General features: G+C 35.2%; 15 protein-coding genes and 2 pseudogenes. 9 read left to right on the top strand and 8 right to left on the bottom strand.

The genetic code is table 11. The features are described from left to right. Positions 1-554: 554 nt before the first annotated feature. The 3 genes from FTU17_RS11840 to FTU17_RS11830 all read right to left on the bottom strand — a co-directional run bounded on the left by FTU17_RS11840 (position 555) and on the right by FTU17_RS11830 (position 1,938). Positions 555-812, bottom strand: a complete 258-nt coding sequence (locus FTU17_RS11840) for a hypothetical protein (RefSeq protein ID WP_004726728.1) — start codon at positions 810-812, stop codon at positions 555-557. A gap of 349 nt (positions 813-1,161) precedes the next feature. Then, positions 1,162-1,758, bottom strand: coding sequence for a putative adenosine monophosphate-protein transferase Fic (locus tag FTU17_RS11835; protein ID WP_179990952.1), 597 nt, complete (start codon positions 1,756-1,758; stop codon positions 1,162-1,164). A gap of 12 nt (positions 1,759-1,770) precedes the next feature. Then, a complete protein-coding gene (locus FTU17_RS11830) occupies positions 1,771-1,938 on the bottom strand; it encodes a YhfG family protein (protein WP_000946583.1) in 168 nt (55 codons plus the stop codon). 317 nt (positions 1,939-2,255) lie between these two features. Between FTU17_RS11830 and FTU17_RS11825 the strand changes: the two genes are divergently transcribed. The 4 genes from FTU17_RS11825 to FTU17_RS17740 are packed head-to-tail and all read left to right on the top strand — an operon-like array spanning position 2,256 to position 8,404. Further along, positions 2,256-2,705: a hypothetical protein gene (locus FTU17_RS11825; protein ID WP_002046161.1), complete on the top strand. Its 450-nt coding sequence runs from the start codon at positions 2,256-2,258 to the stop codon at positions 2,703-2,705. After that, positions 2,692-5,031, top strand: coding sequence for a hypothetical protein (locus FTU17_RS11820; RefSeq protein ID WP_127800787.1), 2,340 nt, complete (start codon positions 2,692-2,694; stop codon positions 5,029-5,031). The genes FTU17_RS11825 and FTU17_RS11820 overlap by 14 nt, the downstream gene beginning before the upstream one ends. Before the next feature lie 4 nt (positions 5,032-5,035). Then, positions 5,036-8,236, top strand: coding sequence for a site-specific integrase (locus FTU17_RS11815; protein ID WP_127800785.1), 3,201 nt, complete (start codon positions 5,036-5,038; stop codon positions 8,234-8,236). A gap of 60 nt (positions 8,237-8,296) precedes the next feature. After that, a complete protein-coding gene (locus FTU17_RS17740; protein ID WP_372551473.1) occupies positions 8,297-8,404 on the top strand; it encodes a hypothetical protein in 108 nt (35 codons plus the stop codon). Between the two features lie 144 nt (positions 8,405-8,548). Here FTU17_RS17740 and FTU17_RS11810 read toward each other — a convergent pair whose 3' ends face one another. Both FTU17_RS11810 and FTU17_RS11805 read right to left on the bottom strand, forming a co-directional pair. Next, on the bottom strand, positions 8,549-8,767 hold the full coding sequence (locus FTU17_RS11810; RefSeq protein WP_000550047.1) for a hypothetical protein: 219 nt from the start codon (positions 8,765-8,767) through the stop codon (positions 8,549-8,551). 30 nt (positions 8,768-8,797) lie between these two features. Next, positions 8,798-10,180: an IS200/IS605 family accessory protein TnpB-related protein gene (locus FTU17_RS11805; RefSeq protein WP_159153749.1), complete on the bottom strand. Its 1,383-nt coding sequence runs from the start codon at positions 10,178-10,180 to the stop codon at positions 8,798-8,800. Between the two features lie 642 nt (positions 10,181-10,822). Here FTU17_RS11805 and FTU17_RS11800 point away from each other — a divergent pair. After that, on the top strand, positions 10,823-12,022 hold the full coding sequence (locus tag FTU17_RS11800; protein WP_005245164.1) for an integrase arm-type DNA-binding domain-containing protein: 1,200 nt from the start codon (positions 10,823-10,825) through the stop codon (positions 12,020-12,022). 41 nt (positions 12,023-12,063) lie between these two features. Here FTU17_RS11800 and FTU17_RS11795 read toward each other — a convergent pair whose 3' ends face one another. Beyond that, positions 12,064-12,477 (bottom strand): Cd(II)/Pb(II)-responsive transcriptional regulator, encoded by a 414-nt coding sequence (locus tag FTU17_RS11795; RefSeq protein WP_005245163.1) that lies wholly within the window; start codon positions 12,475-12,477, stop codon positions 12,064-12,066. Between the two features lie 79 nt (positions 12,478-12,556). Between FTU17_RS11795 and FTU17_RS11790 the strand changes: the two genes are divergently transcribed. Then, entirely contained in the window at positions 12,557-12,961 is a 405-nt protein-coding gene (locus tag FTU17_RS11790) for a hypothetical protein (RefSeq protein ID WP_163146585.1), read from the top strand. Beyond that, positions 12,948-13,835, top strand: a complete 888-nt coding sequence (locus FTU17_RS11785) for a cation diffusion facilitator family transporter (RefSeq protein ID WP_127800877.1) — start codon at positions 12,948-12,950, stop codon at positions 13,833-13,835. The genes FTU17_RS11790 and FTU17_RS11785 overlap by 14 nt, the downstream gene beginning before the upstream one ends. Positions 13,836-13,919: 84 nt before the next feature. Here FTU17_RS11785 and FTU17_RS11780 read toward each other — a convergent pair. Then, positions 13,920-14,144: pseudogene (locus FTU17_RS11780) on the bottom strand (efflux RND transporter permease subunit); the annotation flags it as partial. Between FTU17_RS11780 and FTU17_RS11775 the strand changes: the two are divergent. After that, positions 14,144-14,287 (top strand): annotated as a pseudogene (locus FTU17_RS11775) (antitoxin HicB); the annotation flags it as partial. The pseudogenes FTU17_RS11780 and FTU17_RS11775 overlap by 1 nt on opposite strands. A 252-nt stretch (positions 14,288-14,539) precedes the next feature. Here FTU17_RS11775 and FTU17_RS11770 read toward each other — a convergent pair. Next, on the bottom strand, positions 14,540-14,791 hold the full coding sequence (locus FTU17_RS11770; protein WP_004658363.1) for a hypothetical protein: 252 nt from the start codon (positions 14,789-14,791) through the stop codon (positions 14,540-14,542). Positions 14,792-14,985: 194 nt separating this feature from the next. Here FTU17_RS11770 and FTU17_RS11765 point away from each other — a divergent pair, with 194 nt between their 5' ends. Further along, entirely contained in the window at positions 14,986-15,207 is a 222-nt protein-coding gene (locus FTU17_RS11765) for a helix-turn-helix transcriptional regulator (protein ID WP_004658364.1), read from the top strand. Positions 15,208-15,455: the final 248 nt, after the last annotated feature.

Raw genomic sequence — 15,455 nt, 5'->3', positions numbered from 1 at the left:
GGGGAGAGGTGTGAGGGCAAGCAATTTATATCGTGGATACTTCTAAATTACTTATGTAATAGAAGGTGGTAAACATGGATTTAGAGGTAATAACACTAAATATAAAAAAATTGGAAGAATAATTTATTAAATTATTGTTTTTATGTGGTTATTGGTGATGTTATGAATAATAATAACTTTTTTCTTGATGAATTTTACCTAAAAAAATTGATCAGATAATTTTCTTTAAATGTCATGCATACATAAATTTGACAGTTTGAAGGGATCGGTATGTGCATTTTTCACAAGGTTAAAGATCGACCATAAATGTGATAAACGGCAGAGGATCATTGAAAAATGAATGGATTTAAACACTACATGTATGCACGAAAAAAAGTATCGCTGCGGTTCTGCTGACAGGCTGTATTGAGCATTGAATGCAAATGATGTAGTAATTGTCTACAGGCTATAGGACCAGCATGAAGAAGAATGAAATGTAGTTGCCAATTTATAACCTTGGTTGAAAAGCATAGCATTGTTATTCGGAGAAGTGAGGTAAGCCATCCTTCTCTTATTCATTTAAAATGATTCTTACTCAACTGATCTCGACTCATGGGCTGGTTCCAATTAGACGGATAATAACTTCCATCCCCTATCTTTTTCTTACCACATTTCTTGCATTTAATCCCTTCTTTGGAGATTTGATTCAGCATCACTGTTGTCGGTTGAATCAAATCAATGACATAGTTCGTTGGTTCAGGAAAAGCAGAAGAGGCTGCTTTATTGCAAAAGAGAACATTCGGATCAAATGGATTGGATTGCACAAAAGCCATGATACAGCCACAGAGTAATTCACCTGCATGTAATCTGTAACATCCATTCAGGTCATCAGACGAAGATTAATCTGAAATTTAAGCACTAAACACCATAAATCTATGTATGGGCAGACTTTTTTGAGACATATGTTGATAAACATGCGGCAAGTTACATTGCTTAAAAGTCTATCTAAGTTAACGATCTATTCAATTCTGGATAAGTAATCTGAATATTACGATCCTAAATTACCCGAAGAGTATTAAGATTTCTAAGAATCGTGATTGTTGGTTTATTTGGGAAATTAATCAGTGGATTGAAGCAAAGATGATGGCTCATTAAGGATTGTGGGCTTCGACTACTTAAATTTTAGGTATTTTGAATAAAGCATATTTCAAAAATCTTAATTAATGGATTTAAATTACCATAAAAACCTTCAATATTGGCTTGAATCCATTGTTGTTGAGAGTCAATGCGAGACCAATCAATACCATAACCACAATGAGCAATCAGATGCTCAAAGAAAATCCGTTGTGTACGTCCATTACCTTCACGGAATGGGTGTATGACATTAAGCTCACAATACAAGTCGGCAAGTTGAGGAATCAGTTGTTGTGGTGCTAAGCCTTGAAAGTATTTTTTTTCTTGAAGCGGTTTGAGTAGTTTATTGGTTTCAATTTCAATACGGGAAAAATTACAAAAACGGGTGTCACCTTTGGAAATATCGATTTGTCTTAACTTTCCTGCCCAGTCGTATAAGTCGCCAAAGAGCTGCGCATGAATTGATTTTAAGTATTGTAAGTCGTAAGGTGGTTCAGCATATTCAATTAAGTTACTTGCCAATCCAGACAGTTCTAGTTCAGCTTGTTCTAAAATTTGTTCATCACGAATATTGAGTTTGTTCTTTAGGATATTTGTGCCAGGGTAACAATACAGGCTGTCACCCATTTCCCCATATTTATCCATACATGCACCTGACTAAGATTCGGGTTGCGAATACTTCTTATATTTTTGCAAGATTTCAGCTTTACTTTGTTGAGTTGTTTGAGCTGTCGTTGTAATGCCTTCAAGCTTTAGGCTGGCTTGATAGTTTTGCGAACGTGTCGCTTGAATATATTTTCTTTTCTGTTCAGTGGTTCTGAGCATTTCGAAACTCCATTGATGCTACACGTGAAGTAAGTATAGCAGAGAATCTTTTTGATCAATGCTGCATACACAGCATTTCTAAAATGTAATACAACGGTATTGTTTCATGTAATAACAGAAAACTAAAAAAAAGTGGAAGAATTCTTAAAATTTAGACCGTCATAGATAAGCAAACCGTATGTATTTGTTGAGAATTGTAATTTTGAGAAAATTTAGTTGATAAATTAAATGAAGTTTCATATACAAAGATATGCTCATTTTTTAAATCGATAAAAATGTTAAGATTTGACTATTTGGTAAAAAATATAGAAATTTTTATGGGGCAATTTATCATGCCCTTTTGCTTTGACCGAAAAAATGTTCAACTTGAGATAGTAAAAATTAACTCAGAACTACTGAAAATCAAAAAGATTAAACAGAGTCAGAAAGTAGTAGTACAAGCAAAGTTCAAAATAATCTATGTGAAAATTTGGCAAAAAATCTTGCTATTGATGCAAACGGAGCCAGGCTTACGTGTGCATTCTAATTATGTTGCAATCTTACAGTTGATACATAATCTTGATGATTTTATCGAAAAATCACAACAACACTTGTGCTTTGAAAGAAAAGCTCAGAAAGAACTGGATGCTAAATTTTTTGCAAGATTTTTTAAGCTAACAAAGAATTCAATAAAGGATCAACTTTTACCAAATCGTTCTGATCACAATGAATTTAAACAATGCAACGTGATAAAAATATTAAGCGAAAATGAATATGCCAAACATTGAAACACAAGAGCAATTCTTAGATTTAGCAGAAAAATATCAACAAGATTATTGTCTATTACGTGATGATATTGTAAATACACAATTTGTCGATCTATCAGATGATTTGTATAAAGATGTCTACGCTCTATACAAATTAGCACAACAAATTTATAGCTATATATCAGGCTCCAGACAGATCGGTAAGTATTCTTTTTTAGCTGCTGTGAGTTTTTTTGCATGTCCAGATTCTAGTAATACACAAGAGCTGTCATCGCAACGTTATTTGATTCTACAAGCGAGTTTTTTAACATATCGGCAGTATCAAGAATTTGCAAAAATTGATAAAGCTGAGAATAAGCAAAAACATGTTTGTGACCTATTACGCTATGTCTCACGATATGTGCTGGATTCTAATCATGCTGAATTATTTCATGAATGTAGTAAGCTGCTAAATTGTTATGTCACGTACGAACGTAATTTGAAAAAAGAGGATCGTAATCAACTTTTTAATATTAAAGATTTCGAACAAGTACAAGTCATAGAGTATTTATCGGCTCTATTAATAATTTTTAAAAGACTAGATGATCGTCGTGTAGTTCATCGTCAGCGTAAGTCAAAAAAAAGCAAAGTTTTGCAATGGCCGACGAAAAATGAACTCAAAAAATTTCGTGAAATTAAAACGGGTAAGCAAGTAGATATTGGACATAACGCAAAGATTAGTATTTATGATGCCGCTCTTCACAAAGATGAAGAGGGTGAAGTTGATCTATTAGATCCTGAAATGGAGTTTTATTCAGAAGATGAAAAGTCTAAAAATTTAAATTATATACTCAGCGATAATGCGACGCATCTAATGCGGCATCGCCAGCGCCGTCATGCTCCTTTTGTTACAAATCCACATTATTTGGCGCCAGATATACTGAAGCAAATTGTTTATGTGTTGAGAACCGAGTTATCCGGGCACTGGAGGGATGCTGCAATCGCTGCAGCATGTTTATTGTCACTTTTGACGGGATTATCACCCGTCGCACTGATGGATTTTAACGAGCTTATTCAAGATGGAATTTTGATCCAGAATGGTTCAAGTAGACGTCGCGAATATTTACTCAAATTAAATCTTAAAATTACAGAGCAGAAGATTAAGAGCTTAAATCATGTGCGGTGGAATGAAGTGATGACACATCAACTACATTTACCTTCTGCTTGGTTTGACTATATAGAACAAGCATCGAATCCACTAATTTCATCAACACACATTAATACGAAACTTAAGAATTGGCTTGATAATCGGTTTGTAGGTTCGATCACTGTAGAAAAACTGCAGGCTCAATTATATTTTCATATATATTATGAAACATATAATGAATATCTTGCTCATGTAATTGCTGGGCGGGATAGTCAGCATCACATGCCTGGTATCTATTATGGCGGGCTACCGAAAACTCAACTCAGTAGCACATATCTAGCCTTTTTAGAAAAAGCACTTACACCACATTCCACACATTTTACTGAAGACACGGCTGAACTAAAAATATTGCAACAACAATTCAAAGTGCAATCTGCATTATCTATAGGAAGGATAGGGAGCCAACTGGCACTTGAACCCAATTTTGTGAAAGAGCAATTCCATATTTTACATAGACATTGTCACGAAAACATCCAAGAAGATAAGCACATTATTAATCAACTTAATGCATATGCGTGTTGGATGTGGCATATCAGTTTGTTGAGTTTGGCAAGTCGGCCTAAAAAAAACCTGTTGGGGAATTTGGATGATTATTGTGTTGAGCTCAAGCTTTTATATGTGAATGATAAAAAAAATAGTAAAGCAAGAAAAGATGGTCGTTTTATCCCTTTATCTGATTTTTTCATAAAAACACTGCAAAATTACACTGCCTTTTTAGAACAAATTATTGAAGCGTACGGTTCATTTTTTAGACAAGTCTTTGCAAAGAAGAAGATAACTGTAAATGATCTTTTTGGTAAGGTCATTTTTAGTAAAGATATCTTGCCGATAACTGTCAAAGAATGGCAGAGCAGGAAAATTAAGTTAATCCCTTTATCGAGAAAATGGGTGAATTCATATATGCAAGGAGTCTTTCCAAAGAATATGTATTCGAATTGGTTACGTCATTTTGACATGAACTTTTTGATGCATGAGCAGCAAGAGGGTAAACCAGCATTAGCTTTTCACTTAATTCAGGCCCTGTATGGTCATGACCAACGTGACCGAGAGGCTTTTCATCCGCATTCTTCACTTATCCCGAATGTCTATGTACAGCAAGCCCGCCAGCAATTGCAAGATAATGTCAAATCTTTATCGATTAAACACTTAGAGCGAAAATAGTTGTATGCAAAAAATCAAAGAACTAATAAAACCACAACTAGATGATCTATTTGTTGATATTCATAAAATGGTGAAAAAGTCGCTAGATAGACAGCCTTCTCCACCTGAAGTATTGACGAAAGAAATGCAGCAAAAACTTGATCAGCAGATCGCTGAAAAATGGCATGACATTAAAGATAGTGTTGATTGTTTGAGTCAAAAGTTGAGCCGAGACGAACAATCAAAACTGATGCAATTTACTGAAGATGAATTTAATAAAAGAAGGAAGCAATTCAACCAGAATGTAGATAAAAAATCATACAGAATTAAGCTAAATCCACATACTAAACGGATCGTACTGCCTAGAAAAATTGAGAGTACAGAGTCACGGTTAGAACAGGGGCATCTACATATCCATGTACTTAAGGAATTAAGGCAGTATTGGCAAGATTCATTTGAATATTGGAATGAACCAAAGTACTTATGGGGAAATTTATGCTTAAGTTTTATATATATTTCAGGCTGTGCAGATGAACAGCATTTGATTGCTATTCAGAAGCAATTGCAGGAGGCCATTGAGCTTGGTACAGATCTGAATTGTTTTCGGTTATACCATTCGGACTACAAAAAAATCACTAATCCATTGTTACTACATTATCGTGTTGAAAACTCTCAATATGGCAACGATGTAGAACAGGGAAAGTTGTACCAATGGAAACATGTTTTTTTTAACCCATATGCGCAGTTCATTTTGCAATATTTAAAAAAGTTGAAAGCTGCTCAGAAAGAATTTTGTCTGCAACATTCAGTTGAAGATTGTATTTTAGAAAGCTTGAGTAAGATAGGCAGGAAAAAAAGTCTTGGGGATCTGCAATATCAAATTAAACGCCGTGGATTTCGTGCATTTAATGATGTGCAAATGGTACTCGAATTTAATCCAAACCTCAGCATAGATATATTTTTGAGTAATGTGCTTCAGCAAGAGATTAATACTGTTGCTTTAAGGCCATCCGAATTTAGATTGCTGTGGAATAATGATTACAATCAAGTCACAGAACCAGATAATCGCCCTATTCATTTTGAACAAGAGCAGTTACTTCCTGAAGTTCCGACTGTTCAAAGCAAATTACAAACGATTCCGTATGAGTTGATGTTGTTTGGTCAAAAGAAACGTAAAGGTCAAAAAGTTGAGCGTTTAGATAAAAAGAGGAATAAAGAAGAACGCACGCTACGTTTTTGGCAAGAAACTAGAAGGGTGTTAGAGGAGAAGATAGTTGATGCTAATACGGAGGAAAAGTCTTTAATTGATGCTCAACTACGCTTAATTCACTGGTTAATGCATTTAAAAAAACGAGGGCTTCAATTATCAACTATTGAAAGCTACTTAGGATCGTTTGGCAAAGAATTTATATTTGAGATTTGGCTCAATAAATTAGATTTAAAGCAACAATCCATAGATGACTATGAGGATTTATATCGGCAGCTATTGAAATACAGCAGTGAACGTGATGAAAAAGCAGTTCAACGAGATTCGGTGAAAGGAAAAACCTCTCGTAAGATGCACCAAAGCGCAGAATACCGTTTTGGTCGCCTAAAAGATTTTCATCAATTCTGTATAGAGAATTATGATGCTCCAGGGGTATTGGTGTTACAGAATTCAAGTTTTAAGCATTTACAAATTTGCAATGCACGGCTAGTGAGTCCTTTGCTATTTGGCAAATTATTGGAAAAACTAGAAAATTTAAGTCAAGAGCCAACGGCATCAGAGTGGGTCGATCATCTGAGTTGTTTAAAGCTGATGTATTTACTAAGTTATAGAACTGGACTTCGATTAAATGAAGTTCGTTGTCTTAAAATACAAGATATTATTTGCCCAGAGCTACTTTATAAAGAAAAAGAAAATACAGTTTTTAATAATATCACGCTTCATATCCAAGACAATTCATATCGCCGTCTGAAAACGCGAAGTGCGAATCGTCAAATACCATTGAAAATTGCATTGTCAGAACATGAGTTTTTAGTAGTACAACGTTACATACAACATCGTTATGAGCAATATTTGGTTAATCAGCAGGATGATCTACTTTTTAGTGTGAATCATCGTGTATTAACTGATCAATGTATCAGCAAAATTACAGTAGATTTGTTTAGTCAAATATTAGGTATGCATCATGGCTTTAGTTTTCATACATTACGCCACAGTGCTGCTAACTATCTAGCAATAACTTTGCTCGGTTCAAAAGAAATGATCAAGACCTACACAGATTGTCCTTGGGTAAAAGCAAAAAAGATGAGGGATTTATTGTTTGGTATGAAAGCACGTGCTCAAGAAGAGATTATTCAACATAAATGGCAGGTGCTCGCCTCTTGGATGGGGCATAGCAGTATTGAGCAAACGGCTTCAAATTACCTTCATGTTTTGGATTTATTAGCAGTCGATCGAATTTATAATTCGCCGTGTATCATTTCAAAAAAAGTATTAGAACAGTGTTTTAGTCCAGTGAAGTCAAGTACAGACTACATAAACCTAAATCGTTATACTCAGCAGCAGAAATGGTTTAATTCTTATCAGCAAACACAGCCAGTTACGATGGCTGGCCGACAAGAAAAGAAGTTTAGTATAGAGAAGAGTACTCTGACACCTTTTCAACGTTTGATAAGTTTTAGAGAAGGTCGATTAAGCGAAGATACCCAAGCTCAAGAATGGATGCAACGATGTCAATGGATGAGCACTAAATGGATGGATCGCCAAAAATTTAATTTAAAAACGAATTATGTTTATAGTAAGAATTTAGAAGAGAGTTGGTTTGATGAACTTTACGAAAAGGCTAAAAAACTGACTCGTCCAGATGAAATAATTCCTCTCCTTGATTTTCATTATAAAGATGATAGGCAGCAAGATGCACTGAAAGAAAAGAACATGGTTAAGGCGCTTAAAATATTATTATTATTTGGAAAACTGCGTAAGAATTTTCTACATTTTCAATGCCGAATGAAAGGTGATGAGCAACAAATTGTTAATTTTATTACTGGTATAGAGCCAATGTTAGGAGATCATCTGTATTTAGAAAAACAAAACTACCCAGTTAATTTGGATGCTCCTGAGCGAACCGTTAAATTTAGTTTTCAAAGAGTTGTCGGCTCTAACAAAAAAAATGTTACTCCGCTGGTTATATTTAATTTAATGTTAAAAATGATGCAAAAAGATGAACTCTGGATCAAATAGCCTAAGCATGTTAAAGGGGAATTGTTTAGAAATTTCCCTGTTTATAAGTAAACTGCCTTTATGAAAAGCACCATGCTGACTTGGATTAATAAGCGGAATGTAGTATCACAGTTTGATCGCTGGATTTACGAAAATGGTGTGAAGATTAGCGGTATGGTAAATCGATGAGCTAAAGTGTTGTAGTCCAAACTCGATCTGACAATTACCCATTTTTTAGTGTGCCCGTCAGGTTAAATTTGAACTGAATTTTTCTCAGCCCAAATTCATTTCCAATCAAGTTATGTTTCAAGTGGCGTGCGAACACTGCACAATTTAATTCACGGTGCCTAAGACAGGTATCAACTTCGGACCAGCCATTCTAGCTTTGCTAATGATTTCCACCAGCTCATCATAAGTCAGTTCAAACTTATCCTCACTATCAAATACATAGACCATATTCTTGCCTTCATGTTCAGGTGGAGTAGGTGGTACAAATCGTTTCGGGATAAGAATTTGTGCGAGTTGTTCGTCAGTTAATTTAAATAAGTGCATGTTTTTATCCTACTGTTCCTTAAAATGTATTCAAACATACTCAAGGACTAATTCGCACTCTGTTAATGTCTTGTTGCCAAGCGTGTAACTAGAGCCTGAGTCGGTCAGTTCCGACTTGTAGCGGTCAGTCCGTTCTTGCAATATACGCTTTACAGTTTTGTAAGGCGTATAACGACTTATCTCATTGTCGTTTAATCTTGCAAGCACGTTTCTCGCAGCATTCCAATCAGCTTGCACAACTTCCCCATTGAAACGGTGAAAACGATCTCCCTTACGTGTACCTATTAAAAGGCCATGCAAGAAAGAATCACTTTGCGAAGTATATGCAGAATTGACTAGATGCACCGTAGAACCTCTACGGTGAGATATAGAAGTTAGGGCATTAGCTAACAAACCTTTAGCCCATGTATTTAAGCGTCTATTGGTGTTTTTGCCATAGTTGCGTTTACTTTGAATTGGGGATGTTAAATCTTCCGCAACAATCACTTTGGCTTTATCAACCAACTTGTGAGTTGCTGTAAATATTAATGTTTTGAGCTTTGCTTTTTGAGTATCTTGTCGCTTATCTAGTTTTTTTCGACCTAGATTATTTAACTCAATTTTCTGTTTCTTGTGTGGTTTAGCTTTAGCAATCGCTCTGAGCTTGTTTCTGTGCTTGTACTTTTGATTTAAATAATCTGATTCACTTGAGATCAGCTTGCCTAGACCACTCCCATATACATCGCCATCAGAGTCCACAAAAGCTTCTGAGTACCCTTTATCAACACCTACGGTTTCCTGACCACAATCCTGTGTTTCAACTGCATCATAAGTTGAGTGAACTTCAACATTACCGTTTTTTAGAATGATTCTAAGTGTGCCTTGTGGCGCAAAATCAACAGTCGTATTTAATGGGATTTTAATGGTTTGTCGAGGGATTAGGCTTGGTACTTTAAGCCAACATTGACCATTTAACTCAAAGGTTTTACACATATCCGCACGAACAATAATTTGATTATGTGTGTGATTAACACCATGCTTAAAGTGATTACGCATTTGACGATGGAGGAAATTATCAGTCATCCATTCATCTTTTTTAAGCAAGGTGTATAGTCTTTTTTGTTCATTATTACAGGAGGTGCGTTTTCGGATCGCCTGCTTTACTTTGTCTTTTGATGCTTCTCGATAGGCTTTAATATCACCTATGCAATCACGTAGCGTTTCTTTCCACGCATTTGCAGAAACACCAAAGTCACGACTTTCTTTCATCCACGCATCACGAATAGCTCTGTCACTGATATTCAAACCTGAAATAGCACCATATTTAGCCCACACCTCGCTACGAATACGACCAAGTAAAACAGCTTGTTTCTCAAGCTGTTTGTACTTTTGCACATTCAAGTTTTTACAATGGTGGATGCGTGTTAATTTCACAAAGTCATGCCTAGGTTAAGGGATTGGATAATCAATAGATATGGATGCTAATATACCAAGACACTCACCTAAAATACAAAAGATAATCATTTAAATCTCTAATAAATACCCACCTTGCCACTACTGAATCGACATAGACAAAATGAGAACTTATGCAAATATTTGTCTATATTTTTAGTTATAGTTAATTACTCTCGTAAAACAGCTGACGAAGTCCGAGATAGAATCATTGCGTCAAAACAAACGTGATGCTTATGCACTTATGATGAAAATGAATTAATTATTATTTAATTAAGTTAAAAGACTGCTATATAGCGGTCTTTTTTGTTTTTGAGCTCTACAAATTTTAATGAGTACATATAGTTACTTTTATAAAAATGATAATAAAGGGTAGAGGAGGTCATCTAAGAATTTAAAGCACAAGACTTATTTAACATTGATGACAGAAAAAGTGAGTTGTTGGGAACTTAAAGAAGAGGTGGTACTTATAATGGTTACTAAAATACAAATACTTAAAATATTAAATATATAAAACAATATATTACAAATATATATGATGCGTAGTGTACGCATCATACATAAAGCGTTCTATTTTGATATAATTGATCCAATCAACCCATTGTTAGGTTTCATTTAAATTCCATGAGTCTTACTGAAATTAAAGTTCGCCAAGCTCATTGTAAGGAAAAAACCAGTTTTTTATCCGATGAAGATGGGCTTAGCCTGAAGATTGAGCCGAGTGGAAGAAAATCTTGGTGCTATCGCTATACAGATCCACAAACTAAAAAACGTCGACGCATTCAGTTAGGTCGTTATCCTGATTTATCGCTGAAAAAGGCACGACAAGTCAGAGATGACTTTAAAGACAATGATTTCTGTTTTGAACAAGATACTGCCTCTAATGTCATCACCTTTGGTAAGGTCGGGGAGGAGTGGTTACAGTTCAAACTGAAAAATGCCTTCAACGATCTACCCCGCTGTGGTGTACTACAGTTAGCAGAAAGATGCTTACAGCAAGATATTTATCCAGACCTTCAGGATCTACCTTTTCAAAACATCAAGCGTTATGACCTGGTTTCAGTAATCAAAAAAATAGAGGGACGCCAAGTAAAAGAACCTGTCAAGAAAGCTTGTAGTTATTTGAACCAAATTTATGACTACGCTGTAGCGATGGGTTATTGTGAATTCAACATCGCGCATGGTTTAAATAAAATCGCCATTAACAGTAAAATCAAGAAAAATTATCCGTATTTGAAAGCGGAGGATATATCTGATTTTAAGTATAAATTACAAAAATTGGATGCCCATCCGATTATTAAAAAAGCACTGCTGTTCAAATTACATACTGGCGTGCGAGGGGCTGAATTGTTATTGGCTGAGCCTCATCATTTTGATTTAAATGAAAAAGTCTGGAAAATACCTGCCTTGCATATTAAACAGTTTCGACGAAAAGTCATATTAGGCCATGAGATTCCCGACTTCTTAGTTCCACTTTCAGATCAGGCTTTAGATATTTTAAAAGACGTCATGCAATGGTCATACGGTGAAAAGTACATTTTTGCTAGCCCACGGAAACATAATCAACCGATTCATTTTAATACATTAAATATGGCTATACGTAAGATGGGCTATGGAAAACATCAATTATCCTCTCATGGACTACGTTCCACTTTTAGTACCATTTTGAATGACTCAGGTTTGTTCCAGGATAACTGGATTGAGGCACAACTTTCACATATTGATAAGAACCGTACCCGTGCCAGCTATAATCACGCTGACTATTTAGCCCAGCGGACTGAAATGATGCAGTGGTGGGGTGATTATTTAAGTACTGCTAAGTGAAAATCGTACTTTTATACATAGACTTAAAACATTATGGGGTTTCAAATGGATAGTAAACAATATACTTGCCGTGTTACATGGTCAGCAGAATATAATGAGTATGTTGGGTTGTTCGAACCACAAGCACTAGCCATTTGTTGTAATTCAGCTTTAAGCGCCCTTAATTCTTTCATGCGTTTATTCACTAGTGCAAGTTGCTGATCAATTAATGCATTAACGCTAGAGCAGCTTTCTTCTGGCTTATTTTTTAATTCGATAAGACGTTTAATATCATTGAGTGATATATCTAGGCTGCGACAATGCTTTACGAATTCCAATTGTTTAAGTGCTTTGCTATCATACAGCCTGAAATTACCTTCTGAACGATTTGGATTTAACAGTAATCCTTCTCTTTCATAATATCTAATCGTTTGTATTGAACAGCCCGATTTTTTTGACAATTCGCCTATTTTCATCAATTTCCCCCAGACATTTGACTCTATAGTTACTATAGAGTCTATAGTATAAGTATGCAACGAAAAGGATATATAAAAAATGACTGAGAAATATTTAAACAATACGAATATCGTTAATTTTGAACACAAAGATATCCAATCCTTGATCGATCAACGTAGGTGGAAAAACTTGGATAACTTCAACAAAATTGGTGCCGCTTATCAGTTTGTAAAAGATGATTTTTGTGGTTATGGTGTTGCAACAAAGTGCTTTTCATCACCAGATACAGATTGGCGTGGAGAAAATACCTATATTCAAAAAGAAGGTATTCATGATGACTTTGGGCTTTATGATTCCCCTGATGAGTTCTATCTCGAAAAAGGGACTAACTTGTCGGGGTTCAAACGCTGGATATATCAACGCTTGATACGTCACTTGATTAATATGAATGTATCAAAACTAAGAAATAGAAAAGTACTAGAGGTACAAAATGCACAACCATAATCATAGTCATCAACATGGTAAAGATGACCGTATTGGTTGGGCATTTTTCCTTAATGTGACATTCACTATTATCGAATTTATAGGTGGTTGGCTCACTAACAGTACGGCGATAATGGCAGATGCAGTTCACGATCTTGGTGATAGTCTTTCAATAGGTTTTGCGTGGATTTTAAGTCGTTTTTCAGATAAAGAAGCATCAGATAAGTTTAGTTATGGTTATCGTAGACTTACTCTCTTTGGCGCATTGATAAACAGTATTGTTTTAATCATTGGCTCAATTTGGATTTTATTTGAAGCAATTCCAAAGCTGTCCAATCCTGAAATGCCTGTAGTCGAGGGGATGTTAGGGCTAGCGATACTCGGCGTTGCCGTTAACGGATATGCTGTATTAAAATTAAAAGCGGGTGAAACATTAAATGAGAAAGTGCTGACATGGCACCTTCTTGAAGATGTACTTGGATGGGTTGCCGTTCTTATAGTCTCTATCGTACTGTTGTTCGCTGAACTGCCGATATTAGATCCCCTTTTATCAATAGGGTTCACGCTGTTCATCTTGTTTAATGTTTTCAAAAACCTGAAATCAACACTCGTTTTATTTCTTCAAGCTGCACCCGATAAAGAGACTCAAAAGCGTATTAAACTATCACTAATGGAATTTCCTGAAGTTAATGGTATCCACCACATGCACTTTTGGTCACTAGATGGTGAAAGTCACGTTTTAACAGCGCACCTTGAGCTGAGTGACAACTTTGACGTTAAAGAATTAATTAGGCTTAAACAAGAAGTTGCAGCTAAATTATCTTCCTATCATTTATCGCATACAACGATAGAGTTTGAGTTTTTAAATGAAAATTGTCGGGATGAAGCGCAGTAAGCTTTATCAATAAAATGTTGGGCATACAATATTAAAAGCAGCTTAATTAGGCATAACCTAGTAATTAAGCTGCTTTTTTTGATTTTAAATTTCGTCGGATTGCTGTTTGCTACTCTCAGAGCCATGCGCCCATTGATATAAAATAGGCAATACAAACAAAGTTAAAATTGTAGAAGATACAATACCGCCGATAACAACTGTTGCTAGTGGTCGTTGTACTTCTGCACCAATTCCAGTGTTTAACGCCATTGGAATAAAACCTAAACTTGCGACCAGTGCCGTCATTAAAATAGGTCTTAAACGAATGATGTGCTGAGTTTCCATCATTGTCTTGGCTTGATGCGGATCAGTCTAAAGCATTCTCAGGAATAGAGGAGCTCGTTGCTGATGTTGTCGCTGATATGATTAGCAATAATGAAAAAGTTCCTACACCACTCTCCGGGAAAATATAGTAGGCAGTTTGTTGTCCTTGTTCTCAGTGGTTCAACAAAAACTAGCCCTCGAAGCCGCAGAACGTGGCGTGGACATAAATTGTTTAGTATCAGTAAAAAGAGCGATGTAATTTTAGTACGAGTGAGTGATAGAGCAGGAACCTATGCTTCATATATTCAGTAAATGGTATGTTTTTGAATTAATAGGTATTTTTAAATAAAGCTTTCTTTGATTTAGTGCTTTTTATTTAATAAATTAATTTTAAAAACAACTTAGGCTAATTGATAAACACTATCTGGAAAGATTAAAAGAAAATATTTTTTAATTTCTGCTAATTCATTTAAGGCAGGTTCCCTTTCAAGCAGTTGAAATGTCCAAATAAGTACAGCCTGATGATTATCATAGCAAGTATTTACTCCAAGAAAATTAGCCATTCCATAACTTCTATTGATGTTCATTTCTTTAATTAATTGATTTCCTAAGTCACGAGCTTGCTGGCTGATCAATAACTCATTTGGTAACACGGCGGTCATCTCCACAAAATAATCTAATGCAGGTTCAATCCTTATATTTAAAAAGTTATAATTTAGTTGAAATGGATAAAATATACTTTCTATAAGTTGTAATAACCTGCTGTAGGTTAATTTTAGCAAAGTATTACTCAGTCAACAACTTCAAATAACCCACAGCAAGTTATTTTTTGTAAATTAATTTAAATATGATTACTTGTAAGTTATCTAGCCTCATGGGCGATAGAAAAATTTTAAAATTAAGTGAAGTGGTGCATGCAACAGGTATCAATCGCAACACGCTCACAAGTATGTATTATGACCGTGCTGTACGTATTGAATTACCAGTCGCCGATAAGTTGTGTAAGTACTTTAACTGTACGATGAATGATTTGTTTGAGTTTAAGGAAGAAGTTGAAGAAAAAGATTAACTTAATACTTCGTTTGATAAGTTTTTCGAAGAAAAAGACTAGCCAATACTTAGTTTGATAAGTTTTTCTCTGCAGATCTAATATTGAATTTTATAAAATATCATTACAAACAGAGGTGGTTCCACTTGTTTGAACAACTAAAAGCGTATTTATAAGTGATATTCCGCTCTAGTTAAGCCACCTTGTTTTGTTGGGGTAGCTGATCATAGTAAAACTCATTTGGTGTCATTTTGTCTAGACTCGAATGA

Origin of the sequence: Acinetobacter sp. YH12070 (genome assembly GCF_013419625.1) — a bacterium.
GTDB lineage: Bacteria > Pseudomonadota > Gammaproteobacteria > Pseudomonadales > Moraxellaceae > Acinetobacter > Acinetobacter amyesii.
This window is presented reverse-complemented; position numbering and strand designations above follow the sequence as displayed.